This window comes from Achromobacter sp. MUI-25009338 (assembly GCF_057359325.1).
Genome location: NZ_CM170627.1, coordinates 2,678,205 through 2,702,608, shown reverse-complemented (window position 1 = coordinate 2,702,608; position 24,404 = coordinate 2,678,205). Strand labels below are relative to the sequence as shown.

26 protein-coding genes are annotated in these 24,404 nt (G+C 68.9%); 10 read left to right on the top strand and 16 right to left on the bottom strand.

Annotated features, from left to right (window positions below):
• Nucleotides 1–52 precede the first annotated feature (52 nt).
• From AC1IQ6_RS12955 to AC1IQ6_RS12945, 3 genes are read left to right on the top strand one after another with little or no spacing between them, the layout of a single operon-like run.
• A complete protein-coding gene (locus tag AC1IQ6_RS12955) occupies nt 53–1,345 on the top strand; it encodes a M20/M25/M40 family metallo-hydrolase (RefSeq protein ID WP_102771358.1) in 1,293 nt (430 codons plus the stop codon).
• Between the two features lie 46 nt (nt 1,346–1,391).
• On the top strand, nt 1,392–2,141 hold the full coding sequence (gene ugpQ / locus AC1IQ6_RS12950; RefSeq protein ID WP_485866463.1) for a glycerophosphodiester phosphodiesterase: 750 nt from the start codon (nt 1,392–1,394) through the stop codon (nt 2,139–2,141).
• 11 nt (nt 2,142–2,152) lie between these two features.
• Complete coding sequence (locus tag AC1IQ6_RS12945; RefSeq protein ID WP_102771360.1) at nt 2,153–3,043, top strand: 23S rRNA (adenine(2030)-N(6))-methyltransferase RlmJ; 891 nt, start codon at nt 2,153–2,155, stop codon at nt 3,041–3,043.
• 44 nt (nt 3,044–3,087) lie between these two features.
• On the opposite strand, the gene AC1IQ6_RS12940 is transcribed toward AC1IQ6_RS12945, so the two are convergent.
• The 3 genes from AC1IQ6_RS12940 to AC1IQ6_RS12930 form a co-directional block, all read right to left on the bottom strand.
• Entirely contained in the window at nt 3,088–4,524 is a 1,437-nt protein-coding gene (locus AC1IQ6_RS12940; RefSeq protein ID WP_485866462.1) for a dihydrolipoyl dehydrogenase, read from the bottom strand.
• A 205-nt stretch (nt 4,525–4,729) separates the two neighbouring features.
• Nucleotides 4,730–5,458: a glutathione peroxidase gene (locus tag AC1IQ6_RS12935; RefSeq protein WP_102771362.1), complete on the bottom strand. Its 729-nt coding sequence runs from the start codon at nt 5,456–5,458 to the stop codon at nt 4,730–4,732.
• Between the two features lie 172 nt (nt 5,459–5,630).
• On the bottom strand, nt 5,631–5,831 hold the full coding sequence (locus AC1IQ6_RS12930; RefSeq protein WP_102771363.1) for a heavy-metal-associated domain-containing protein: 201 nt from the start codon (nt 5,829–5,831) through the stop codon (nt 5,631–5,633).
• 120 nt (nt 5,832–5,951) lie between these two features.
• Here AC1IQ6_RS12930 and cueR point away from each other — a divergent pair, with 120 nt between their 5' ends.
• Complete coding sequence (gene cueR / locus AC1IQ6_RS12925; protein WP_102771364.1) at nt 5,952–6,344, top strand: Cu(I)-responsive transcriptional regulator; 393 nt, start codon at nt 5,952–5,954, stop codon at nt 6,342–6,344.
• Nucleotides 6,345–6,352: 8 nt separating this feature from the next.
• Here cueR and rlmD read toward each other — a convergent pair whose 3' ends face one another.
• The 7 genes from rlmD to surE form a co-directional block, all read right to left on the bottom strand.
• Complete coding sequence (gene rlmD / locus AC1IQ6_RS12920; protein ID WP_485866461.1) at nt 6,353–7,795, bottom strand: 23S rRNA (uracil(1939)-C(5))-methyltransferase RlmD; 1,443 nt, start codon at nt 7,793–7,795, stop codon at nt 6,353–6,355.
• A gap of 85 nt (nt 7,796–7,880) precedes the next feature.
• The gene (locus AC1IQ6_RS12915) at nt 7,881–8,633 is read right to left on the bottom strand and encodes a TorF family putative porin (protein ID WP_102771366.1); all 753 of its coding nucleotides are present in this window, start codon (nt 8,631–8,633) and stop codon (nt 7,881–7,883) included.
• Between the two features lie 279 nt (nt 8,634–8,912).
• On the bottom strand, nt 8,913–9,503 hold the full coding sequence (locus tag AC1IQ6_RS12910; RefSeq protein ID WP_485866460.1) for a hypothetical protein: 591 nt from the start codon (nt 9,501–9,503) through the stop codon (nt 8,913–8,915).
• A gap of 141 nt (nt 9,504–9,644) precedes the next feature.
• Nucleotides 9,645–10,424, bottom strand: coding sequence for a 3'-5' exonuclease (locus AC1IQ6_RS12905; protein ID WP_102771368.1), 780 nt, complete (start codon nt 10,422–10,424; stop codon nt 9,645–9,647).
• Nucleotides 10,421–11,272, bottom strand: a complete 852-nt coding sequence (locus AC1IQ6_RS12900) for a peptidoglycan DD-metalloendopeptidase family protein (protein WP_102771369.1) — start codon at nt 11,270–11,272, stop codon at nt 10,421–10,423. Before AC1IQ6_RS12900 ends, AC1IQ6_RS12905 begins: the two co-directional genes overlap by 4 nt.
• 17 nt (nt 11,273–11,289) lie before the next feature.
• Nucleotides 11,290–12,114, bottom strand: a complete 825-nt coding sequence (locus AC1IQ6_RS12895; protein WP_168202108.1) for a protein-L-isoaspartate(D-aspartate) O-methyltransferase — start codon at nt 12,112–12,114, stop codon at nt 11,290–11,292.
• A complete protein-coding gene (gene surE / locus AC1IQ6_RS12890; protein ID WP_102771370.1) occupies nt 12,099–12,857 on the bottom strand; it encodes a 5'/3'-nucleotidase SurE in 759 nt (252 codons plus the stop codon). The genes AC1IQ6_RS12895 and surE overlap by 16 nt, the downstream gene beginning before the upstream one ends.
• A 183-nt stretch (nt 12,858–13,040) precedes the next feature.
• On the opposite strand from surE, the gene plsY reads away from it, so the two are divergent.
• A complete protein-coding gene (plsY, locus tag AC1IQ6_RS12885; RefSeq protein ID WP_102771371.1) occupies nt 13,041–13,682 on the top strand; it encodes a glycerol-3-phosphate 1-O-acyltransferase PlsY in 642 nt (213 codons plus the stop codon).
• Nucleotides 13,683–13,706: 24 nt separating this feature from the next.
• On the opposite strand, the gene tsaD is transcribed toward plsY, so the two are convergent.
• Nucleotides 13,707–14,741 carry a tRNA (adenosine(37)-N6)-threonylcarbamoyltransferase complex transferase subunit TsaD gene (gene tsaD, locus AC1IQ6_RS12880; RefSeq protein WP_102771372.1) on the bottom strand — a complete coding sequence of 345 codons (1,035 nt, stop codon included), beginning with the start codon at nt 14,739–14,741 and terminating at the stop codon, nt 13,707–13,709.
• A 68-nt stretch (nt 14,742–14,809) separates the two neighbouring features.
• Between tsaD and AC1IQ6_RS12875 the strand changes: the two genes are divergently transcribed.
• The 5 genes from AC1IQ6_RS12875 (at nt 14,810) to AC1IQ6_RS12855 (ending at nt 20,185) form a co-directional block, all read left to right on the top strand.
• A complete protein-coding gene (locus AC1IQ6_RS12875) occupies nt 14,810–16,102 on the top strand; it encodes an NCS2 family permease (protein WP_102771373.1) in 1,293 nt (430 codons plus the stop codon).
• Between the two features lie 178 nt (nt 16,103–16,280).
• Nucleotides 16,281–17,285 (top strand): LLM class flavin-dependent oxidoreductase, encoded by a 1,005-nt coding sequence (locus tag AC1IQ6_RS12870; RefSeq protein ID WP_485866459.1) that lies wholly within the window; start codon nt 16,281–16,283, stop codon nt 17,283–17,285.
• A gap of 143 nt (nt 17,286–17,428) precedes the next feature.
• Nucleotides 17,429–17,803, top strand: a complete 375-nt coding sequence (locus tag AC1IQ6_RS12865) for a thioredoxin family protein (RefSeq protein ID WP_111825016.1) — start codon at nt 17,429–17,431, stop codon at nt 17,801–17,803.
• Nucleotides 17,804–18,000: 197 nt separating this feature from the next.
• On the top strand, nt 18,001–19,176 hold the full coding sequence (locus AC1IQ6_RS12860; protein ID WP_485866458.1) for a YjgN family protein: 1,176 nt from the start codon (nt 18,001–18,003) through the stop codon (nt 19,174–19,176).
• Between the two features lie 10 nt (nt 19,177–19,186).
• Nucleotides 19,187–20,185, top strand: a complete 999-nt coding sequence (locus AC1IQ6_RS12855; RefSeq protein WP_485866457.1) for a M48 family metallopeptidase — start codon at nt 19,187–19,189, stop codon at nt 20,183–20,185.
• A 14-nt stretch (nt 20,186–20,199) separates the two neighbouring features.
• On the opposite strand, the gene AC1IQ6_RS12850 is transcribed toward AC1IQ6_RS12855, so the two are convergent.
• Genes AC1IQ6_RS12850 through AC1IQ6_RS12830 form a run of 5 tightly spaced genes read right to left on the bottom strand, consistent with a single transcriptional unit; the run spans nt 20,200 to nt 24,232 of the window.
• Nucleotides 20,200–20,784: an IMPACT family protein gene (locus AC1IQ6_RS12850; RefSeq protein ID WP_102771848.1), complete on the bottom strand. Its 585-nt coding sequence runs from the start codon at nt 20,782–20,784 to the stop codon at nt 20,200–20,202.
• A gap of 27 nt (nt 20,785–20,811) precedes the next feature.
• Nucleotides 20,812–21,633: a type 2 periplasmic-binding domain-containing protein gene (locus tag AC1IQ6_RS12845; protein ID WP_485866456.1), complete on the bottom strand. Its 822-nt coding sequence runs from the start codon at nt 21,631–21,633 to the stop codon at nt 20,812–20,814.
• 5 nt (nt 21,634–21,638) lie between these two features.
• Nucleotides 21,639–22,412, bottom strand: a complete 774-nt coding sequence (locus tag AC1IQ6_RS12840) for an ABC transporter permease (protein ID WP_485866455.1) — start codon at nt 22,410–22,412, stop codon at nt 21,639–21,641.
• Complete coding sequence (locus tag AC1IQ6_RS12835; protein ID WP_485866454.1) at nt 22,409–23,407, bottom strand: ABC transporter substrate-binding protein; 999 nt, start codon at nt 23,405–23,407, stop codon at nt 22,409–22,411. Before AC1IQ6_RS12835 ends, AC1IQ6_RS12840 begins: the two co-directional genes overlap by 4 nt.
• A 54-nt stretch (nt 23,408–23,461) precedes the next feature.
• Nucleotides 23,462–24,232 carry an ABC transporter ATP-binding protein gene (locus AC1IQ6_RS12830; protein WP_102771380.1) on the bottom strand — a complete coding sequence of 257 codons (771 nt, stop codon included), beginning with the start codon at nt 24,230–24,232 and terminating at the stop codon, nt 23,462–23,464.
• Nucleotides 24,233–24,404: the final 172 nt, after the last annotated feature.

Below are 24,404 nucleotides of genomic sequence, written 5' to 3'. Positions count from 1 at the left end.
GCGGCCCCTCGTATCGTGGCCGGGTCCTTCCACCCGCAAAGAGGTCGCCGCGATGCCGTTTTCAGCCCCCCGCCTGCCCGTTCTGCGCGCCTGCGTCGCGCTCGCCCTGCTCGGCGGCGCCCACGCGGCGCTGGCCGCCCCGGTCGCCGCCGTGCACGAAGCCGCTCAGGCGCAGCGCCAGGGCATGCTGGACACCATGCGCGACCTGGTCGGGATCGAATCCGGCAGCAAGGACGTCGAAGGCGTGGAGCGCATCGCCGAACTGATCCGCGACCGCCTCAAGGCCCTCGGCGGCAAAGCCGAGATCCTGCCGGCCACCGACGTGTTCCGGCTGGACGACACGCCCGAGAAGGTCGGCCCCATGGTGCATGCCGAATTCAAGGGCAAGGGCGACAGGAAGATCATGCTGATCGCCCACATGGACACCGTCTACCGCAACGGCATGCTGAAGGACCAGCCCTTTCGGATCGACGGCGACAAGGCCTACGGGCTGGGGATCGCCGACGACAAGCACGGCGTGGCCATGATCCTGCACACCATCGCCCTGCTGCAGAAGCTGGGTTTCGACGATTTCGGCACCCTGACCGTGCTGATCAACGGCGACGAGGAAATCAGCTCGCCCGGGGCGCGCAGCACCATCACCCGCCTGGGCGCCGAGCAGGACGCCGTGTTCTCGTTCGAGGGCGGCGGCGCCGAGCCCCGCCTGACGCTGGCCACCAGCGGCATCGGCGCGGCCTACCTCACGGTGCAGGGCAAGACCTCGCACGCCGGCTCGCGCCCCGAAGGCGGCGTCAACGCGCTCTACGAACTGGCGCACCAGGTGCTGCAGCTGGACGACCTGTCCAAGCCCGAGGCTGGGCTGAAGCTGAACTGGACCGTGGCCCAGGCCGGCACCAACCGCAACGTCATTCCGGGCCAGGCCACCGCCCAGGCCGACGCCCGCGCGCTGCGCGTCTCCGACTTCGACGCGCTGTCGCGCAGCCTGGAGGAAGGCATCAAGAACAAGCTGCTGCCCGATTCCAAGGTCAGCGTGAAATTCGAAATCCGCCGCCCGCCGCTGGAGGCCACGCCCGCCTCGCGCGCGCTGGCCCGCCACGGCGTGGAGATCTATAAGGAACTGGACCTGCCGCTGAAGGTGGTGGACCGCGCCAGCGGCGGCGGCACCGACGCGGCCTTCGCGGCGCTCAAGGCGCGCGGGCCGGTCATCGAGGGCATGGGCCTGTCCGGCTTCGGCGCGCATTCCAACGACGCCGAATACATCCGCATCGACAGCATCGTGCCGCGCCTGTACCTGGCCGCGCGCATGATCATGGACGTGTCGCAGGGCAAGGCGCCCATGAAGTAGGAGTATCCTTGCAATCCTGTCCCAAGAACCTGATTGCAACACCTCCATGAGCGCAACATTACCCGCCTGGCCCTATTCCCGCTACATCGCCCACCGCGGCGGCGGCCGGCTGGCCCCGGAGAACACGCTGGCCGCGATGCGCGTCGGCGCCGAACACGGCTTCACCATGTTCGAATACGACGTCAAGCTCAGCCGCGACAACGTGCTGGTGCTGATGCACGACGACAAGGTCGACCGCACCTCCAACGGCGCCGGCCCGGCCGCGGACAAGACCTACGCGGAACTGGCGCAACTGGACTTCGGCAGCTGGCATTCGGCCGCCTACGCCGGCGAGCCGCTGCCCACTTTCGCCGCCGTGGCCCGCTACACCCTGGCCAACGGCATCGCCAGCAATGTCGAAATCAAGCCCTGTCCCGGCCGCGAGGCCGAGACCGGCCGCGCCGTGGCGCTGGCCGTCCGCCAGTTGTGGCAGGACGCGCCCCCCCTGCCCCTGCTGTCCTCGTTCGCGGAAGCCGCGCTGGCGGCCGCGCGCGAGGCCGCGCCGGAAGTGCCGCGCGCGCTCCTGGTGGAAAAAGTCCCCGCCGACTGGCGCGAGCGCCTGGCCAAGTACGAATGCGTGGCGCTGAACATCAACCAGAAAGACGCCACCCGCGAACTGATCGACGCCGTGCACGCCGCCGGCTACCGCATCGCGGCCTGGACCGTCAACGACCCGGAACGCGCGCGCCTGCTGCTCGACTGGGGCATCGACGGCATTTTCACCGACGAGCTGGCCGCCATCCGGCCCGCCGCCTGAGGCACCGCGCCGTGTTCAGCTACCGCCACGCCTTCCACGCCGGCAACCATGCCGACGTGCTCAAGCACGCCATCCTGATCCACACGCTGGATTACTTCAACCGCAAGGACGCGCCCTACTGGGTGGTCGACACCCATGCCGGCGCCGGGCTCTACAGCCTGGACAGCGACTGGGCCGCCAAGACCTCGGAGTTCGCCGACGGCATCGGCCGCCTGTGGGAAGCGCCGGACCTGCCGCCCATCCTGGCCGACTACGTGGCCCGCATCCGCGCCTACAACACCAACGGCCGCCTCAAGCGCTATCCCGGCTCGCCGTGGCTGGCGCTGGACGCCATGCGCCCGTCGGACCGGCTGCGGCTGTTCGAGATGCATCCCACCGAAATCGACACGCTGGTCTCCAACCTGGAGCACCAGGGCCGCACCGCCCAGCGCCAGACCACGATCTACGGCGACGACGGCTTCGAGGGCGTGAAGGCGTTGCTGCCGCCGCCCACGCGCCGCGGCATGGTGCTGATCGACCCTTCGTACGAAGACAAGAACGACTACCGCCGCACGCTCATTACCGTCAAGGAATGCATCAAGCGCTTCGCCACCGGCACCATCGCCGTCTGGTATCCGCTGGTGCAGCGCCGCGAGGCCGGCGAGATGGCGCGCCACCTGGAAAACCTCAAGGTCAAGAGCTGGCTGCACGCCACGCTGACCGTCAAGAAAGCCGCCATCGACGGCTACGGCCTGCACGGCAGCGGCATGTTCCTGATCAATCCGCCCTGGACCCTGCACGACGCGCTCAAGCCCGCCATGCCTTACCTCGCGCGCACGCTGGGGCAGGACGAACGCGCCGGGTTCACGCTGCAGTTCCGGGAAAATCCCTTCCCCGCGCCGAAAAAACACTCGGACGAATAAGGCGATTCCCGTGTCGCAGGCGCTGCGGCGCGGGACGCCCGCCCTCAAACCACCTCGTCTTCCGTCGCTTCCGGCCGCAGCGCCTCGCGCGCCAGCGCCAGCTTGGCCGCGGCGTCGCGCAGCGCCGTGCGCAGGCCCTCTTCGATCACCGGGTGGTAGAACGGCATCTCCAGCATGCGCGCCACGGTCAATTCCTGCTGCACGGCCCAGGCCAGCAGGTGGCCGATGTGCTCGGCGCTGGGGCCCACCATCTCCGCGCCCAGGAAGCGGCCGGTTTCGATATCGGCGTACACGTGCAGCAGGCCGCGGTTCTTCAGCATGACGCGCGAGCGGCCCTGGTCGCCGAAATCCACCTCGCCGATCACGTAGGTGCCCGGGATCAGCCGCGCGTGGCCCTTGCCGGCCACCGCGATCTGCGGGTCCGAGAACACCACCGCCAGCGGCGCGCGGCGCAGGCCGGGACGGACGTCCGGATAGCGCGCCGCGTTCTCGCCGGCGATGCGGCCTTCGTCGGCCGCCTCGTGCAGGAGCGGCGCGTCGGCGTTGGCGTCGCCCGCGATGAAGATGGCGCTGTCGCCGGCCTGCATGGTTTCGCGGTCGAAGACCGGCACGCCCTGCGCGTTCAGCGCCAGCGAGGTGTGCTCCAGGCCCAGCCCGTCCAGGTTGGCGCGGCGGCCGGTGGCGACCAGGGCGTAGTCGAAGCGCTCGGTGCGCTCACTGTTGTCCAGCGCCACGTAGCGCACTTCGACCTCGTCGCCCACGCGGGTCGTCTCCAGCACGCGCGCGTCCGGGTCCAGGTAGAACTCGCCCTGGAAGATCTTGCGCGCCGCCTGGCGGACCTGCGGGTCGCTGATGCCGGCCAGGCTGCCGCTGACCCCGAAGACGCGCACGGTCACGCCCAGCCGGGCCAGGGCCTGGCCCAGCTCCAGGCCGATCACGCCGGGACCGAACACCGCCACGCGGCGCGGCAGGTCGTTCCACGCGAACACGTCGTCGTTGACCACCAGCCGGTCTCCCAGCGCGCGGAAAGGCGGAGGCACCGAGGGGCGCGAGCCGGTGGCGATGACGATGCTGGCGGCCTGCACCTCGGTGTGCTCGTCCACGTGCAGCACCGTATCCGACACGAAGCGGGCATAGCCGCGCAGCTTGTCCTCGGCGGGAATGTTCTCCACGCCTTCGAGCACGAAACCGACGAAGCGGTCGCGTTCGCGCTTGACGCGATCCATGACCGCCGCGCCGTCGACGCTGATCTTGCCGTTCACGCGCACGCCGAACGCATCCGTGTGGGCGGCGCTGTGGGCCGCTTCGGCCGCGGCGATCAGCAGCTTGGACGGCATGCAGCCCACGCGGGCGCAGGTGGTGCCATAGGGGCCGCCCTCGATCAGCAGCGCTCGCTTGCCCGCGGCTTTCGCCGCGCGGTAGGCGGCCAGGCCGGCGGTGCCGGCGCCGATGATGGCGATGTCGGTGTGCAGAGTCTTCATGTCTTGGGGTCTCCCTGTATGGCGTGGGGCAGGATTTGCAAGGCGTATTCCGCCTTGTTGCGCAGCCTGAGGACGAACGCCGTCCCGCGGCGCCCGGACGGGGCCGCACCAAGATGCGCAACGAGGGAAATTCGCGGAAGATGCCGGGCCGCGGCGGGCGGCCCGGCCGGCGGACCGAGACGTACGCCCCGGTCCCGGCAGGCGCTTAGCCGATGCGCGCCTTCAGTTCTTCCAGGCCGCCGACCAGCGAGCCGTTGATGAACACCTGGGGAGCGGTGCCCTTGCCCGAGACCGCGCCGATCACGCGGCCGCGGACCTTGTTGTCCAGCGGGATCTCGATCGCGGAGTAGCCCTTGGCGTCCAGCAGCGCCTTGGCTTCGATGCAGAACGGGCAGCCCGGCTTGGAGAACACCACGACCTGGTCCGGCTTCTTGGCCTTCGGGGCGAAATACGCCAGCATGGTGTCGGCGTCGGACACTTCGAACGGGTCGCCTTCCTTTTCCGGCTCGATGAACATCTTTTCGATCACGCCGTCCTTGACCAGCATCGAGTAGCGCCAGCTGCGCTTGCCGAAGCCGAGGTCGCTCTTGTCGACCAGCATGCCCATGCCTTCGGTGAACGCGCCGTTGCCGTCGGGCAGCAGCGTGATATTGGACGATTCCTGGTCCTTGGCCCATTCGTTCATGACGAAGGTGTCGTTGACCGACACGCACACGATGCTGTCCACGCCGGCTTCGAAGAAGGCGGGCGCCAGTTCGTTGTAGCGCGGCAGGTGCGTCGAGGAGCAGGTCGGCGTGAAGGCGCCGGGCAGCGAAAAGACCACAACGGTCTTATTCTTGAAGATATCGTCCGAAGTGACCTTCTTCCAGGTATTGTCTTCGCGGACGGGGAAAGTAACGTTGGGGACTCGTTGGCCTTCGCGGTTCTGCAGCATTCAATCTCTCCTTGGGGTAGCGGGGTCTTGTTCAACCACCATGGAAAGAATGATAAACGCCAGCTATTAATTAATCAAATTTAATAATTTTAATTAATTGATAGCCTAAGGCAATCGGCCCCGGGGCCGCCGGCCGGCAGGCGGGGACTTGCGCCGGCGGCCCCAAGGGAGATTACACGCGCGACGGCTCGTAGCCGGCATCGCGGATCGCGGCCTCGATCGCGGCGGCCTCGCCCGCGCCCGTCACGATGACGCGGTGCGACGGCAGATCCACGGTGACGGTCGCGCCCGGCGCGGCCTGGGTCACGGCGCCGGTGATGGTCTTGACGCAATGGCCGCAGGTCATGTCGGGCACTTGGAACTCGATGCTCATGTCTATCTCCAGAGGGATTCAAGGTTGGCGGACGCTGTTTTGTCCACCGCGAACACAGCTTAAACCTTCCAATTGTGTCAAGGTCAAGCGTAGAATGGGACGACACTACGGAGGTTGGCCATGAACATCGGCGAGGCGGCGAAAAGCTCCGGCATTTCCGCCAAGATGATCCGCTACTACGAAAGCATCGGCCTGATCGGCCCGGCCGTGCGCACCGACTCGGGCTACCGCGTCTACAGCGAGCACGACCTGCACACCCTGCGTTTCGTGCGCAGGGCGCGCGACCTGGGATTCTCGGTGGAACAGATGAACGAGCTGCTGGCGCTGTGGAAAGACCGCAGCCGCGCCAGCGCCGACGTCAAGCGCATTGCGCTCCAGCACGTGGACGAGCTGGAGCGCAAGGCCGAGGCGCTGCGCGAGATGGCCGCCACTCTCAAGCACCTGGCGCGCACCTGCCACGGCGACCAGCGGCCGGACTGCCCTATCCTGGAAGGCCTGGGCAGCGCGCACTAGCGCCCGCTTCAGGCCTGGACCGGCGCCTCGGCGGCGGCTGCCGCGGCCAGCTTGGCGGCCTGCGCGGCCTCGGCCTCGGCGGCGGCGCGGGCGGCGCGTTCGCGCGCGCGCTCCTTCACCGCATGCACGCCGTCGGCGTCCAGCGATTCGAACACCGCGATCGACTCCACGTGGCCGGTATGCGGGAACATATTGATCACGCCGGCGCTCTTGAGCACATAGCCGCCCTCGTGCACCAGGATGGCGGCGTCGCGCGCCAGCGTGGCCGGATTACAGGACACGTAGACAATGCGGCGCGGACGCTCCTGCGGCTCCAGCTGCGACAGGGCCTGCGACACGGCCTGCGCGCCCTCGCGCGGCGGGTCGATCAGCATGCGGTCGAAATAGCCCAGGCCGCGCAGCCAGTCCACGTCGACCTCGAACAGGTTCAGGGTCGCGAAGCTGGTGCTGCCGGCCAGGCCGTGGCGCGAGGCGGCCTCGAGCGCGCGGTCGGTCAGCGCCTTGCTGCCCTCGACGCCCACGGCTTCGCGCGCCTGCGTGGCCAGCGGCAGCGTGAAATTGCCCAGGCCGCAGAACAGGTCGGCCACGCGGTCGGTGGGCTGCACTTCCAGCAGCTGCAGCGCGCGCGACACCATGGCGCGGTTGATGGCGTGATTGACCTGGGTGAAGTCGGTGGGCCGGTACGGCATGCGCAGGCCGAACTCCGGCATGGCGTAGGCCAGCGCGTCGCCGTGCTCGCGCTCCAGCGGATGCACGGTGTCCGGCCCCTTGGCCTGCAGCCACCACTGCACGTTGTGCTTGGCGGCGAAGGCGCGCAGGATGGCGATGTCGCCGTCGGTCAGCGGCAGCAGATGGCGCAGCACCAGCGCGGTCACGCCCTCGCCCAGCGACACCTCGATCTGCGGCATGCGGTCCGGCGCCGACATCGAGGCGATCATGGCCCGCAGCGGCAGCAGCAGGTCGCTGACGTGGCGCGGCAGGACGTGGCATTCGCGCATGTCGGCCACGTAGCTGCTCTTGCGTTCGTGAAAGCCCACCAGCACCCCGCCCTTCTTCGGCACCACGCGCACCGACAGCCGCGCGCGGTAGCGATAGCCCCAGGTCGGGCCTTGCAGCGGCGGCAAAATGCGCGCCGGGCGCAGCTTGCCCACGTGCCAGAACGTGTCCTCCAGCGAGCGCTGCTTGATGGCCACCTGCGTGCTGGGTTCGAGATGCTGCATGGCGCAGCCGCCGCAGACGCCGAAATGCGGGCAGCGCGGGGCAACGCGCTGCGACGAGGGCCGCAGCACTTCCTCGACGCGCGCGATCTCGTACGAGGGCTTGCGCCGCACCGTGACGGTCGAGACCCGCTCGCCCGGCAAGGCGCCTTCCACGAATACGACCTTCCCGTCGCGGCGGGCGATACCCCTGGCTTCCAGGTCCAGGGATTCGATACTCAAAACGTCAGACATCTCACGCAGTCCAGAATTACACGCAACCCGGTATTGTAAAAGGACTGCGCCCGATCCCGGAAATGGCCCGAGGCCCGTCCGCCGCTCAGAAGGCGCGCGCCACCGAAAACACCGCGCCCAGCCGCCCTGAGGGGTGGCCGTACTTGGTGGGCAGCCAGTTGTCCCGGGTCGCGCCCACAGCGGCCAGGCCCAGCACCCAGCCCTTGAGGTCCTTGGTCACGCCGAGTTTGTAGTCGACGTAATGGCCGATGGCGTCGCCGTCCATGTCGGTCTGGTTCTTCAGCTTCTGGTAGCCGACGTGGCCCACCAGGCCCCAGCCGTCGCCCAGGTCGAAGTTGGCCGTGCCGTCCAGGTACCAGGTGCCCTTGCTGTCGGGCGTGCTGAAGAAATCGCTGGGCGTGTACGAGTACTTCAGGCTGTAGCTGCCGTAGGAGACGCCCAGGTACAGGTCGGTGTTGTTGTAATTGCCGCCCTTGGGCGAACTGGAGCCGGGATAGTAGTAATGCAGCACGCCGGCGTCGAGCGCGAAGCCGCCGCCGACGTCGCCCTTCCAGCCGCCATAGAAATCCATTTCCAGGTTGCCGTCGGTGAAGACGAAGTCGGAGACGTTGGAGTTCCAGTTGCCCAGGTAGAAGCCGGAGCTGTGGGTCAGGTCGAAGCCCAGCTGCACGGCCGGGCGGAAATCGGTTTGCGAGTAGCCGCGGAACCGGTAGTCGCTGACGATGGCGGCATTGCCGCTGAGCGCGAATCCGCCGCCCAGGTCGGTGGGTTCGGCCAGCGCGGGCGCGGCGAAACTGGCGGCAAGCACAAAGGGCAAGGCGGGCAGCGTCTTCTTCATGGTGCAAAGTCCTGGTCGGATTCGAGGAAGGCGGACGGCCTCGGGGCGCGTCCGCGCCGGCCAGCCAGGAGCGGCGGCCGGTTACCGACTCATCAAGCAATGTCCATGCCAGGCCGCGGATGCCGCAGGCGGCAGCCCCGAAGCGTCCGGAATCGCCCTTTCATGCACCAGCGGCGTGCAGCCCGCGCGCCGCCATGCTCCAAAACAGGGAGCCCCCGGCACGCGCAGGCGTGGCGGGGGCTGCGATCACCGGCCGGCCTTGCGGCCGGGGTGCGGGGTTCAGTTGGCGGCCGGGGCCGTTTCGGCGGGCGCCTTGCCCTTGCCGTGGCGCGCTTCCATCTTGGCGTGGCGCTCCTGCATGCGGGCCTGGCGCTCCTTGACCATCGCGGTGACCTGGCCGCGCTGGGTGTCGTTCAGGCTGTCCCAGACGGCCAGCCACTGGTCGCGCACCTGCTTGGCCTGCGCGCCGAAAGCGTCGCGCGACTTGTCGGACGCTTCGACGAGCGCGCGCGGGTCCAGCTTGCCGCTGTCGAGCTGCGCCTTGAGCAGGTCATGGCGCTTGCCGCCGGCCTCGCGGCGCGCCTCGTGCAGGCTGCGCTGGCTGTCCTGGGCGGTCTTGAACAGGGCCTGCTGTTTCTCGTCCAGCTTGAGTTCGGCGACCTGCGCCTTGGTCACGGGACCCAGGCCGGGAATCATCAGGCCGTCGCGCATGGCTTTGTGGAAGCCGCCGCCGCCGTGATGGCGCTGCTGCATGGCGGCGGGGCCGCCGTCGGCCGTGGGAGCAGCCATGACGACGCCGGCCGCGAGGCCGCCGGTAGCGACGACGAAAGCGAGAGCGGCCAGGTTGGAGCGGATAGCGAATCGGGACATGTGGGTCTCCTTGAGTGAAGAAAGCGAGACCATTGTGCGATTCGCCCGGTTTCAGCCGGATTTCGTGCGCGCAAGCGATGTTTCAGTCGATTGCGCGGGGCGTCCTTTGCGCGGGGCGTCCTTCACGCGGGTGTGTTGCGCTCAGTTGGCGTCCCAGGCCGCCATGTATTCCTTCCAGTGCGGCGCGTCGCTGGCGCCGAGGGTGTCGCGCACCAGCGCGATCTCGGCCTCGTAGGCGGCGCGGTCGAGTTCGCCGCGCAGGAAGCGGAAGCGGCAGTACACCAGCCAGGTGTTGACCACGTCGGTTTCGCAATAGGCGCGCACTTCGTCGGCGCGGCCCTGGCTCCAGGCTTCCCAGACCTTGCTGCCGTCCATGCCCAGCTTGCCGGGAAAGCCGCAGAGCTTGGCCAGCTCGTCCAGCGGCGCGTTGGCGCGGCCGTTGTACTTGGCCAGCAGGTCCATCAGGTCCAGGTGGCGGGAGTGGTAGCGCGAGATGTAGTTGTTGAACTTGAAATCGCGGTCTTCCTCGCCCATGTCCCAGTAGCGCGGCGCCGGCACGCCCTGGATCAGGCTGCGGTAGTGCAGCACCGGCAGGTCGAAACCCGAACCGTTCCAGCTCACGAGCTTGGGCGTGTAGCGTTCGATGGTCTTGAAGAAGCCCGCCAGCAAGGCGGCCTCGGGGTCGTCGGCCTGGCCCAGCGTCTTGACGCGAAAGCCCTGGTCGTCGCGGAACACGCAGCCCACCACCGCCACCTTGTGCAGGTGCAGCGGCAGGAAGTCGTGGCCCACCGCCTCGCGGCGCGCGGCCAGCGCGCGCTCGATCACTTCCTGGTCGGAAACCTCGGGCCCCCAGCCGTTGAGCTTGCGCAGCCCCTCGGCGTCGGGGATGGTTTCCAGGTCGAATACCAGGGTGGGCGTCATCGCGCGGGCAGGTATTGCATGGGGTCCACCGGCTGGCCCTGGCGGCGGATTTCGAAGTGCAGGCGCGGCGAGGTCGTGTCGCTCTGGCCGAGTTCGGCGATCTTGGCGCCGCGCTTGACCGTCTGGCCGGTCTTGACCAGCACCGAACGGTTGTGGGCATAGGCCGTGATGAAGCCGTTCTGGTGCTCCACGATGATGAGGTTGCCCAGGCCGCGCACGCCGTTGCCGCTGTACTTGACCAGGCCGTCGGCCGCGGCGATGACCGGATCGCCCAGCGCGCCGGCGATGTCGATGCCCTTGCTGCTGGCGTTGAAGCCCTGCACGATCTGGCCGTTGGCCGGCCAGCCCCAGTTGATGACGCCGGCGTCGGCGGCGCGCGTGGCGGGCTTGGTCTCGACCGGGGCCGGCGCCGGGGTCGGCGTGGTTTCGGGCGGCGGCGTGGTGGTTTCGGGCTGGTCCAGCGGACGCGGCTGCGTCTTGGTGCCGGTGATCGGCGCGGTCTGCGCGCCGCCGGTGGCGCTGCCCGACATCTTCAGCACCTGGCCGACGGAGATCTGGTTGGGGTCGCTGAGGTTGTTCCAGCGCTTGACGTTCTCGATGTCCACGTTGTTGGCGCGGGCGATCTTGTAAAGCGTGTCGCCCGGCTTGACCACATAGGTGCCGCCGGGCTGAGTGGCGGGCGCGGGCTGCCCGCCGGTCATGTCGACCACGGGCGCGCGAGTGCCTTTGGATGCGCAGCCAGCCAGGATGGCCAGGCTGAGCGCCCCCGCGATGAAGAGCGGGCGACGCAGGCGCGCCGACGGCGCGCCCAGAGTGATATCGGTCAGTTGCAACTGCCCGTTGAGCATACGTTTCTCCTGTTTGCTCAAGATTGTATTCCGGCCCGTAGCGGCACAAAGCGCACGGCCTCTAATTCTGTGCGTTTCCAGCTGGCCGCGCCCGTGCGTTCGATCAGAACCAGGCGCTGGTTGGCGCCCCCTTCCGGAGCGATCAGGCGGCCCCCCGGCGCCAGCTGCGAAAGCAGCGCTTGCGGGATGGCCAGGCCAGCGGCAGCCACAACGATAGCATCGAACGGCGCCACGCCGGGCAGGCCCAGCATGCCGTCGCCGTAGATGAGGCGTATCCTCGTCGTCAGCCGCAAGGCGCGCAGGTGTCCGCGCGCCAGTTCGTACAGTCCGCGGATGCGCTCGATGGTATGCACCTCGCGCACGAACTGCGCCAGCACCGCGGCCTGGTAGCCGCAGCCGGCGCCGACTTCCAGCACCCGCGTGGGCGCGCGGTCCTCGCAGACCGCGGCGATCATGCGCGCCACCACCCAGGGCTGTGAAATGGTTTGCGAATGGCCGATGGGCAGCGCCGCGTCTTCGTAGGCGCGGCTGGCCAGCGCCTCGTCGACGAACAGGTGGCGCGGCACCGCGCCCATCGCGTTGAGCACGCGCTCGTCGCTGATGCCTTGCGCGCGCAGGCGCTGCACCATGGCCTGGCGCAGGCGGTCGGAGTTCAGGCCCAGGTTGCCGCCGGAGGCCGGCGCCGGCGCCTGGGCCTGGCGCGGCAGCGTGGCCGCGGAAATCCGGGTATTGCTGTTGGCCGGCGTGACGCCGGGGCTGAGCCGGCCGGAGTCGTAGCGCGCCGGGCCGCTGCGGCCGGGCACGGGCTGCGACACGTCCGGCTGGCTTATGCGTTTGCGCATAGCGGCTCCGCCCAGTTACGGATCTCGTCGAGCTGGCTGTGCTGGGTCAGGTCCAGCCGCAGCGGCGTGACCGACACGGTGCCCTGCTCGACGGCATGGAAGTCCGTGCCCGGAGCCGCGTCGGCCGCCAGGCCCACGGGGCCGATCCAGTACACCGTGTCGCCGTAAGGCGTGGTGGTGCGCACCACCGGCTGCGATGGATGGCGCTTGCCCAGGCGCGTGACGGCGAAGCCGCGCATGTCTTCGTAGCGGCGGCTGGGAATGTTGACGTTGAGCAGCACCGGCGCGGCCAGCGGCTGGGCCAGATGGCGCTCGACCACCTGGCGCGCGGCGCGCGCGGCGTCTTCGATGTGGGCCCAGCCTTTTTCGGCCAGCGAGAAGGCGATGGCGGGAATGCCGAACAGATAGCCTTCGCTGGCCGCGGCCACGGTGCCCGAATAAAGCGTGTCGTCGCCCATGTTGGCGCCGTTGTTGATGCCCGAGACCACCAGGTCCGGGCGCGCGTCCATCAGGCCGGTGAGCGCCACGTGCACGCAGTCCGACGGCGTGCCGTTGACCGCGATGAAGCCGTTGGAGGCGGTGCGCACCGACAAGGGGCGGTTCAGCGTGAGGGAGTTGGAGGCGCCGCTGTGGTTGGTCTCGGGCGCGACGACGGTGAGGTCGCCCAGGCCTTGCAGCGCCGACACCAGCGCTTCGAGCCCGGGGGCGGAGTAACCATCATCGTTCGAAACCAGAATTCGCATTGTGCATCCGAAAGAAAACAAGACACGGTGGACGTGTCCGATTGTACCGTCCGCGGAGGCCATCCGGATGACGGGGTTGAGGTCCGGGCGGCGGCGCCCCGCTCGATAACCCGTAGCCGGGCGCGGCGCGCGGCGCGGTAGAATCCGCAGCCATTACGACATACCAACGGACTCCCCCTTTCCATGGCGATCACCGCAACCTCCTTCGCGTTCCATCTTGCGCTCATCCTGCTGGCCTACCTGATCGGCTCGGTGCCGTTCGCGGTGGTGGTCAGCAAGCTCATGGGCCTGCAGGACCCGCGCAGCTACGGCTCCAAGAACCCCGGCGCCACCAACGTGCTGCGCACCGGCAACAAGACCGCCGCCGCGCTGACCCTGCTGGGCGACGCCGCCAAGGGCTGGTTCGCGATCTGGCTGGCCGAAAAGCTCGCTCCCGGCATTCCCGTCGGGCCGCTGTCGGCGGTGGCGCTGGCCGCTTTCGTGGGCCACCTGTATCCGGTGTTCCTGGGCTTCAAGGGCGGCAAGGGCGTGGCCACCGCGCTGGGCGTGCTGGTGGCGATCCAGCCCTGGCTGGCGGTAGCCACGGCCGCGACCTGGCTGATCGTCGCCATCTTCTTCCGCTATTCCTCGCTGGCCTCGCTGGTGGCGGCGTTCTTCGCCCCCGTGTACTACGTGTTCGGCTCCGGCCTGGCCTGGCGCGCCCAGCCCGCCATGGGCGTGGCGCTGGTCATCATCGGCGTGCTGCTGTTCTACCGCCACCGCGCCAACATCACGCGCCTGGTGCAGGGCACGGAAAGCCGGATCGGCGGCGGCAAGAAGAAATAGGCGGCGGCGCGGCGCCCTGCCCGCTCAACCGATCTCCGCCAGGTCCCACCGGGGCCTGACCGTAAAGCTGTGCGGCGCGTCGGCATCCAGCACCGCCAGCCCGGCCTTGACCCGCTCGGCCGCCGCGAACGCGATCATCGCGCCGTTGTCGGTGCATAGCGCCAGCGGCGGGAAATAGGCGGTCGCCTTCAGCGGCTTGAGCGCGGCCGCCAGGCGGGCGCGCAGCAACTGGTTGGCGCCCACGCCGCCGGCCACCACCAGCCGCTTCAGGCCGGTCTGCTTGAGCGCGCGGACGGCCTTGGCCGCCAGCACCTCGACGATGGCGGCCTGCGTGGCCGCGGCGAGGTCGGCGCGGGTCTGTTCGTCCAGGCCGCCCGCCGCCTCGGCGGCCTTGACCCGGGTCAGGACGGCGGTTTTCAGGCCGCTGAAGCTGAAATCCAGGTCGCCGCTGTGCAGCATGGGGCGCGGCAGGTCGAAGCGCGCGGCGTCGCCGCTGGCGGCCAGCCGGGCCAGCGCGGGGCCGCCCGGATAGCCCAGGCCCATCAGCTTGGCGGATTTGTCGAAGGCCTCGCCGGCGGCGTCGTCCAGCGTTTCGCCCAGCAGTTCGTAGCGGCCCACGCCGTCGACCCGCATCAGCTGGGTATGACCGCCGGACACCAGCAGCGCCACGAACGGGAAGTCGGGCCGCGGGTCGGCCAGCATGGGCGACAGCAGGTGCCCTTCCAGGTGATGGATGCCGATGGCCGGCAGATGGCGCGCCCAGGCGAACGACTGCGCGACGCTGGCGCCCACCAGCAGGGCCCCGGCCAGGCCGGGGCCGGCGGTGTAGGCCACCGCGCCCACGTCGGACATCTGCAGGCCCGCTTCGTCCAGCACCTGGCGGGTCAGCGGGATGACGCGGCGGATGTGGTCGCGCGAGGCGAGTTCCGGCACCACGCCGCCGTATTCCTGGTGCATGGCGATCTGGGTGTGCAGCGCGTGGGCCAGCAGGCCGCGTTCCGTACAGACGGCCGCGACGCCGGTCTCGTCGCAGGAGCTTTCAAAGCCGAGAATAATCATGGCGGCAGAGTTTACAACTGATGCGAAAATAGCGGCCCGCAAGCCTGTTAAACATACTGGGGACTCGAATGCTGGAGAAGCTATTCAAGCTGCGTGAACACGGTACGAACGCCCGTACCGAGCTCGTGGCGGGCCTGACGACATTCCTGACGATGTCGTACATCATATTCGTCAATCCGGACATCCTGTCGTCGACGGGCATGGACCGCAACGCCGTGTTCGTGGCCACCTGCCTGGCCGCCGCGCTGGGCTCGCTGGTGATGGCGCTGATCGCCAACTGGCCCATCGGCATGGCCCCGGGCATGGGCCTGAACGCGTTCTTCGCCTTCACCGTGGTCAAGACCATGGGCTACACCTGGGAGCAGGCGCTGGGCGCGGTGTTCATCTCCGGCGTGATTTTCCTGTTCCTGACGATCTCCGGCATCCGGGTATGGCTGGTCAAGGGCATCCCGCATTCGCTGCGCAGCGCCATCGCCGCGGGCATCGGGCTGTTCCTGGCCATTATCGCGCTGTCGAACGCCGACATCGTGGTCGCGCATCCGGCGACCAAGGTCACGCTGGGCGACCTGACCAAGCCCGGCCCGCTGTTCGCGATCCTGGGCTTTTTCATCATCGCCGCGCTGGACGCGCTGCGCGTGCGCGGCGCCATCCTGATCGGCATCGTCGCCGTCACGCTGCTGTCGATGGCGCTGGGCTACAACGAATTCAAGGGCATCTTCGCCGCGCCGCCCAGCCTGGCGCCGACGCTGTTCAAGCTGGACATCCTGGGCGCCCTGCACAGCGGCTTCGTGCACGTGATCCTGGTGTTCGTGCTGGTCGAAGTGTTCGACGCCACCGGCACGCTGGTGGGCGTGGCCCGGCGCGCCGGCCTGATGCCCGAGAACAAGCCCAACCGCCTGGGCCGCGCGCTGTTCGCCGACAGCTCGGCCATCGTGGCCGGCTCGATGCTGGGCACCAGCAGCACCACGGCCTACGTGGAAAGCGCCTCCGGCGTGCAGGCGGGCGGACGCACCGGCCTGACCGCGCTGGTGGTGGCGCTGCTGTTTCTGGCCGCGCTCTTCATCTCGCCGCTGGCCGGCGCCGTGCCGGCCTACGCCACCGCGCCCGCCCTGCTGTACGTGGCCGGCCTGATGATGCGCGAGCTGATCGACATCGACTGGAACGACGTGTGCGAGGCCACGCCGGCCGCGCTGACCGCGCTGGTCATGCCGTTCACGTATTCGATCGCCAACGGCATCGCCTTCGGCTTCATCAGCTATGTGGTGCTCAAGACCGCCACCGGCCGGGTGCGCGACGTGCATCCCGCCACCTGGCTGGTCGCGGCCCTGTTCGTGATCCGCTACGCCTTCTATCCGGGCTAGCGGCACGCTGCGTCGATTGTCCCCGTCAATCGGGGACATAGATTGAATCCATACAACCCGCCAGCGCATAAGGTTGCTGGCGGCCGCGGTTGAAATCGCCGATACACTCCCCAAGTATCCTGTATATGGAGTCCACCTTGCGTTTCAACCGTCCCACCCCCTCCTGCAGGGCAGTCCGATGAGCAGCCTGGCCCGCATCCCGTTTTCAGTCCTCGACCTGGCCCCCATCGTGCAGGGCCGCGACGCCGCCGACGCCTTCCGCAACACGGTGGCGCTGGCGCAGCACGTCGAGCGCCTGGGCTACCGCCGCTTCTGGCTGGCCGAGCACCACAACATCAACGGCGTGGCCAGCAGCGCCACCGCGGTGCTGATCGGCCACGTGGCCGCGCATACCAGCACCCTGCGGGTGGGTTCGGGCGGCGTCATGCTGCCCAACCACGCGCCGCTGATCATCGCCGAACAGTTCGGCACGCTCGAAACCCTGTACCCGGGGCGTATCGACCTGGGCCTGGGGCGCGCGCCAGGCAGCGACGGCGCCACGCAGCACGCGCTGCGCCGCGGCCCGCGCAGCGGCCTGGAGTTCCCCTCGCTGGTCGAGGAACTGCGCGGCTTCCTGGCGCCTTCGCGGCCCGGCCAGCCGGTGCGCGCCATACCCGGCGAAGGCCTGGACATCCCCATCTGGCTGCTCGGCTCCAGCGATTTCAGCGCGCGGCTGGCGGCCGAACTGGGCCTGCCGTTCTCGTTCGCCGGGCATTTCTCGCCCGAGGGCATGGCGGCGATGCGCCTGTACCGCCACCTGTTCAAGCCATCGGCGACGCTGGCCCGCCCCTACGCCATGATAGGCGTGCCGGTGGTGGCCGCGGAAACCGACGAGCAGGCCCGCCGCCAGGCCACCACGCAGCAGCAGAAATTCCTGTCCCTGGTGCGCGGCAACCGGCTGCAGCTGCAGCCGCCCGTCGACAGCATGGACGGGCTGTGGAACGAATGGGAGCGTGAAGCGGTCAATCAAAGACTGGGCGCCGCCATCGTGGGCGGGCCGGAAACCGTGCGGCGCGAGCTGGAGGCGCTGGTGGCCGAAACCGAGGCCGACGAGGTCATGATCGTCTCGGATTTCTTCGATATCGCCGACCGCCTGCGCTCCTTCGAAATCGTCGCAGCCCTGAAGCAGGACGCCACGGCCTGAAGGCGTCCCCGACCGCGCCCGCTCCCGGCGCCAACCATTGCGACGCGACCGCCACCCGCTCTACTATGGCCAAAAGCGCATAGAACGCCGTAGCGTCGCCAACCCCGACACCGCTTTCGCCGTACACGCGGCAAGGATGCAAAATGAGTATTGTTGAACTCACCAAAGACAGCTTCCAGGATGCCATCACTCCCGACGGCACCCTGATCGTCGATTTCTGGGCGCCCTGGTGCGGCCCGTGCCGCGGCTTCGCCCCGGTCTTCGAGCAGGCCGCCACCGAGCACCCGGACGTCACGTTCGCCAAGGTCAATACCGACGTCGAACAGGAACTGGCCGGCGCGCTGGGCATCCGCTCGATCCCCACGCTGATGGTCTTCCGGGAGAAGGTGCTGCTGTTCTCGCAGCCCGGCGCCCTGTCCGGCGGCCAATTGAACGAACTGCTGGCCAAGATCAAGGAAGTGGACATGGAACAGGTCCACAAGGAAATCGCCGCCGCCCAGAACGGCTCGGACGCGTAATCGCGCGCTGACGTGATGGCGTAGGATGGGCATGGCGCGCGCGCACCTGGGCAAACACACCACCGCCCAGCGCGCGCAGCCCATCGGGCGGCGCGAGCCGCCATTTTCCGGCAAGCTTGTATCAGACCCATCTCATATATAGATGAGATAGATACTCAATACGATTCACGCACGTTCCCCACCCAGGAAATGTGCCGATGAATCCACCGATCACGGCCGGCGATCAGGTCCCCGGTCCAGCCCCCCTCCCCACCGATTCCGCCGCAGGCCCGCGGCGCACCCTGCCGGTCGAATTCCACGGCCGCGCGCTCGATTACTTCCGCGTCTGGATCGTGAACGTGCTGCTCACCGTCGTCACGCTGGGCGTCTGGTCCGCCTGGGCCAAGGTGCGCACGCGGCGCTGGTTCTACGGGCACACGCGCATCGACGGCCACAGCTTCGACTATCACGCGACAGGCCGGCAGATTCTTGTCGGCCGGATCATCGCGTTGGCGGTGCTCGTCGCCGCTTCCATAATCAGCCGGCTCTCGCCGGCCGGCAGCCTGGCCGTCACCATCGCCATCCTGTGCCTCCTGTCCTGGACGGTCAACGCGGGCCTGCGTTTCAGCGCGGCCATGATGTCCTGGAGGAACGTGCGTTTCGGCTTCCAGGGCAATTACATGCGCGCGGCTTGCGTCTTTCTGCTCATGCCCGCGATCGCGGTATTGACGCTCGGGCTGCTGACCCCGCTCGCCTCGCGCATGGCGGGGCGCTACGTGGCCGGCGGCTACCGCTACGGCAACGCCGCCTTCGCCAGCACCCCGCCGCTGGGCGCGCTGTACGGCGCGCTCTTCCTCAGCATCCTGGTGTTCTTCGTGATCATGATCCTGGGCCTGCTGCTGGCGGCCGCCGTCGCCGCGGCCGATGGCATCGACGTCTCGATGGAGACGCTGGCGCTCGACTGGTACGCCTTCCTGTACGCCCCCGAGGGCCGGCCTCCGGCCTATGATTCGGGCCTGCTCAAGCTGCTCATCGCGGCGCTGGGCCCCAGCTTCTACGCCGCGTTTTTCATCGCCGGGCTGTACTACGGCGCCTGCCTGCGCAACGAGCTGTTCAAGCGCCTGACCCTGACGGGCGGACACCGCATGCAGAGCCGGCTGTCGCCGCTGGTCCTGATCTGGATCGTGATTTCCGGCCTGGTGGCCGCCGTCGTCACGCTCGGGCTGGCCTACCCCTGGGCGCGCGTGCGCCACTACCGCTACCTGACACAAAGCCTGACCGTGCTGGCCGCGCCGGGACTGGACGACCTGGTCTCGCAGCAGCAGAACGCGCCAGGCAGCTTCGGCAGCGAATTCAGCGAGCTCGAAGGCTTTGGCAGCGCGGCCATGTTCTGATCCCGGTCCGGTGCGAGGACGTCTGTTCGAGTCCGGCGCCGCCGCGCACCGCCCGGCCACGCTCACGCGGCAAGCCGACGGTTCCCTGTTGCTGAACGATGGCGGTACGCCGCGGGTGCTGGCGCCCAGCGCGCTGCGCTGGTCCAGCCGCATCGCCGATACGGCGCGGCGCGCGACCTTGCCCGGCGGCGCCGTGTTCGAGACTTTCGACAACGACCGGGTCGACGCCCTGAGCCGCCGCGGACCCGGCCTCTTGCATCGCCTGGAACGCCTCGGCACGTTGCGGCTCACGCTGACAGCTGCGCTGGCCCTGCTGGCGGTGCTCATCGGACTGCGCTGGGCCGTGCCCTGGCTGGGCGACGCGGCATCGCGTTTCGTGCCGCGCGCGGCCGAGGCCCGCATCGGCGCCGCGTTGCTGGACACGCTGGACCGCCTCTCCTTTCAACACAGCGATCTGCCCATTGCCACGCGACAGGCCATCGAGGCCGAATTCAACGATCTGTCCGTCCATGCCAGCGCGCCGCCCGGCAGCCTCGGGCTGATTTTTCGGCGCGGCGGCAAGCTGGTGGGCGCCAATGCGCTCGCCTTGCCCGGCGGCCAGGTCGTGGTCACCGACGAGCTGGTTGCGCTGGCGCCCCGGCCCGCCGACCTGGCCGGCGTGCTCGCGCACGAGATCTCCCACGTCGAGTACCGGCACGGCATGCGCCGCCTGGGCCGCCTCGCGGGCCTGTCCGTCGTGCTCATGCTCATGACCGGGGATGGCGTTGGCGCCGTATACGACCTCGGCACGCTGGGCGCCGGCCTGCTCGACCTGGGCTATTCGCGCGGCTTCGAGCGTGAAGCCGACGCGCGCGGGGCCGCCCTGATGCGACGGGCCGGCAAGAATCCCGACACGCTGGCGCTCATGCTCGAGCGCCTGAGCGCGGCGTCGGGCGAGGGCCTGCCGGGCTGGCTGTCGAGCCATCCGCCCACGCAGGAACGGGTGGAGGCGATCCGCGCGCGCCGGTAGTCAGCGCGCCCCGGTCACTCCACCTCCCACCCTGCCCGCCCGCGCGTGATGTTGGCCACGGTCAGCGCCAGTTCATCGACCGCGCCGCGCGGCACGGAAAAGCGCAGCGTCACGCCGGCTTCGTTGAAATCCTCTTGCACGATGGCGGCGCCGGCCTGCGCCAGGCGGGATTTGAGCAGCGGCAGTTCGGCAAAGCCGCAGCTGCAGGAAACCGTGGCGAGGTCCACGATTTCGGTGCGCTGCCCCAGCCGCAGGCAGTTCGCCGCGCAGCCGCCATAGGCGCGCACCAGGCCGCCCGCGCCCAGCTTCACGCCTCCGAACCAGCGCACCACCAGCACGGCCACCCGGTCCATGTCCTGGCCTTCGATGGCCTGCAGTATGGGGCGGCCGGCGGTGCCGCCCGGCTCGCCGTCGTCGTTGAAGCGGTATTCCTGGCCGATGCGGTAGGCCCAGCAGTTGTGGGTCGCCTCGGGGTCGCTGTGTTCGGCGAAGAAGCGCATGGCCTCCTCCACCGTCGCCACCGGCGCCGCGTAGGCGGCGAAGCGGCTTTTCTTGATGTCTTCCTGGTAGGAACAGGGCGCGGTCAGCGTGTGCGTCATGCCCGGCATTGTAAGTGCAGCGCGACGCTAGCCGTGGCAGTCGGGCACTTCCTGGTCCAGATAGACGTCGAAGGCGACGTCGCGCGCCCATTTGGCGGTCATGGCGCGCCAGGCGCCGGCGCGCTCCCAGGCGCGCATTTCCTGCGCCAGCCAGCCCCGGCTGGCCGCGGCGTCGGCCGGCAGCAGCCAGACGCGTTCATGCCGCGCGCCGTCGGCGGCCAGCGTGGACGAAAACTTCTTCCATTCCGGAAAGCGCATCAGTGGCTCCCACACCGCGTCGTCCACCAGGCCGATGTCGCAGCTGCCTTCGCGCACCGCGACCAGGGCGTCGGACGGCACGCGATAGGTGCGCACCACCGCGCCCCAGCGCTGCGCCAGTTCGCGCGAGGCCGACGCGGCCTCGGCCATGCAGACGCTGCGTCCGCGCGCGTCGGCCGGCTGGCGCAGGCGGGTGTCGCTGCGGATCACGGCCTTGGGGCGATAGGCGTAGCCCGTGGGCTGCGCGGCGACCGGGCCCGGCTGGTCCGCGCCGCCCTCGGCCAAAGCGAGATCCACCTCGCCCGCCGCGAGCGCGGCCGCGGCGGCGGCCGGCAGCAGCTCGCGCAGCCGCACCGGCAGACCCAGGCTCTGCCCGAGCCGCTCGGCCATGGCGGCGTCCAGCCCGTCCGGCGTGCGGATCTTGGCGCCGGCCGCGGGCGGCGGCGCCAGGTACGGCACGCCCACCACCAGCTCGCCGCGCGCGCGCGCCGCGGCGAAGGCTTCGGGCTGCGCCTGCGCCGCGCCCGACAGCGCCAGGCAGGCGCCGAGCGCGAGCAGCCTCAGACGGGCGGACAGGTTGCGGGTCGCCATGTCGTTCACACGTACTGGTAGCGCAGCAGGCGGTGCTTGAGGTTTTCGAGCACGAACTGGTCGATCAGCGCCGCCAGCACCGCGATGACCAGGATATTGGTCATGACGCCGGTCATGTCGGCGATCTCGCCCGAATAGGCCAGTGAGCGGCCCAGGCCCTTGCCGAAACCGATCAGCATCTCGGCCGAGATCAGCGCGCGCCAGGCGTTGCCGAAAGCCAGCTGCGCGCCGGTGATGAGCTCGGGCATCACGGCCGACAGGTAGACGCGCTTGACCAAACCCCAGGGCGTGGCGCCCATGACGCGTGCGGCCGAGACGTGCACGCGCTGCACCGATTCGGTGGCGTTCATCACGCTGAGCGCGGCCGGGAAGAAGGCCGACAGCGCCACCACCACGATGATGGGCGTGTTGCCGAAGCCCATCACGATCAGGAACAGCGGCACCCACGCGATCGACGGGATCGATTGCAGGATGACGATGGCGCTGCGCAGCACTTCGCGGAAGAAGAACAGCACGGCCGCCACCAGCCCGAAGCCGATGCCGGCGGCCAGCGCCAGGCCGTAGCCCGCGCCCAGCCGTCCCAACGTGCCCAGCAGGCTCTGGTGGAAGGACTGCTTGCCCAAGTCCTCGAACAGGCGCTCGACGACGGTGGGCACGCCCGGCATCAGGAAGTCCGGCAGCGCCAGCGAAGCCAGCTGCCACAGGGCCAGGATGAACAATACGCCCAGCACGCCCGCCAGATGCTTGCGGGCGCCGGTGACTCGGGTGGATGCGCTCAAAGCTTGCGAGCCTCTTGCCAGGACAGGTCGACGATGCTGGAGACGTCGTACGGCTTGCCGTCACGCGTCTTCAAGGAACCCTGGGCCTGCAGGATGTCGGCGATCTCCTGCATGCGGCGCGTGTCCTTCTCGGTCAGCTTGGGCGTGAACACCTGCGTGCCGATGGCTTCGGCGATCACCGTCTCGCGCGGCAGCTCGCCGCGGGTCAGGGTCTTGAGCGTGGGCTCGGCGATGAAGTAGGAGGCGATCAGCTTGGAGGCCTGGGCCGGCTGCTTCTGCAGCAGCTCGATGGCCTGGTTCTGCGCGTCCAGCGCCTTCCAGACGTCGTCCTTGCGCTTGGCCAGGGTTTCGCCGGAGGTGATCACGACCATGCACGGAAACGGCCAGGCCTGGCCGACTTCATAGATCTGCTTGACCGGGGCCACCAGCTGCGCGATGCGGTCGTAGGGCTCGAACAGGAAGGCCGCGTCCACGCGCTTGCCCACCAGCGACTGCACCGCCACGGCCGGGCTCACGCCCATGATGTTGACGTCGTCGGCGGCCAGGTTGCCCTGCTTGAGCACCACGCCCTTGAGCACCACGTCGGCCGTGCTGCCTTCGGCCTGCGAGGCCAGGGTCTTGCCCTTGAGGCCGGCGATGTCCTCGATGCCGGTATCGTCGCGCACGATCAGCGAGTGGTAGCCCTGCTGCGCGCCGCCCACGACCTTCAGGTCGGCGCCCTTGGAGGCCCAGGCCACGGCGTTGGTGAAGCCCAGCACGCCGATGTCGAGCTGGCCGCCGACGATGGCCTTGATGAGGTCGGTGCCCGACTTGAATTCGATCAGTTCGGAATCCAGGCCGGCCTTCTGATAGTAGCCGCCTTCCTGGGCGACGATGGCCTGCGCATCGTCCATGACGCGCAGATAGCCCACGCGGAATTTTTCGGCGGCCATCGCGGGGGCCGCTGCCAGCAGCGCCGCGGCCAGCGGCAGGGACAGCCATTGCTTGAATTTCATGAGGGAGCTCCAGAGGAATCGGAAACGGCGGCGCTTGCGCGCGGCGCCGCGCCGTCAGGCGGCCAGGGCCAGGTCGGCGTGCGCGTCGGACCCGTCCACGGCGATGCCGAGCAGGCGCAGGATCTCGCGCTTTTCGGCGGCCAGGCCGGACAGGTCGTGGGTCTTTTCGTGGTGCGCCAGGTTGAACTCGCGCAGCACCCGCGCCGGGCGCGGGCTGAACACGATGATGCGGTCGGCCAGGAACAGGGCTTCGTCCACGTCGTGGGTGACGAGCAGCACGGTGGGCTTTTCCTGGGCGATCAGCTGGCGCAGCACGTCCTGCAGGCTCAGGCGGGTCAGCGCGTCCAGCGCGCCGAAGGGCTCGTCCATGAGCAGGGTCTGCGGCTGCGCGATGAAGGCGCGGGCCAGCGCGGCGCGCTGGCGCATGCCGCCGGACACCTGGTGCGGGTAGTAGTCCTCGAAGCCGGCCAGGCTGACGCGGGCCAGCCACTGGCGCGCGGCCTCGCGGGCGCGGGCCTTGGGCGTGTTCTGGAACTCCAGCGCCAGGGCCACGTTGTCCAGCAGCGTCAGCCAGGGATAGAGCGCGTGCTCCTGGAACACCAGGGTGCGGCTGGGATGCGGGCCGGCGACGGCCTGGCCGTCGGCCAGCACGCTGCCCGCCGTGGGCTTTTCCAGGCCCGCCGCCAGGTGCAGCAGGGTCGACTTGCCGCAGCCCGACGGGCCGACCAGGGCGACCAGTTCTCCGGTCTTGATTTCGCTGGCGAAGCCGTCCACCACCGGCAGGTCGCCGAAATGCTTGTGGACTTGGTCGAAGGTGAGATTCATGGAACGAGCCGTGGCGGATGGAAAACGAGGCTCCAATCTAACAATTCGTTATATGAATCCAAACGATCAATATCGAATGTCTTAACTGCTTCCGGTAATAAAGCCGGGCCGGCAATACCGGAATCGAATCGCTGCCACATAAAACGATATTGGACGCTGCGGCCCACGCTCA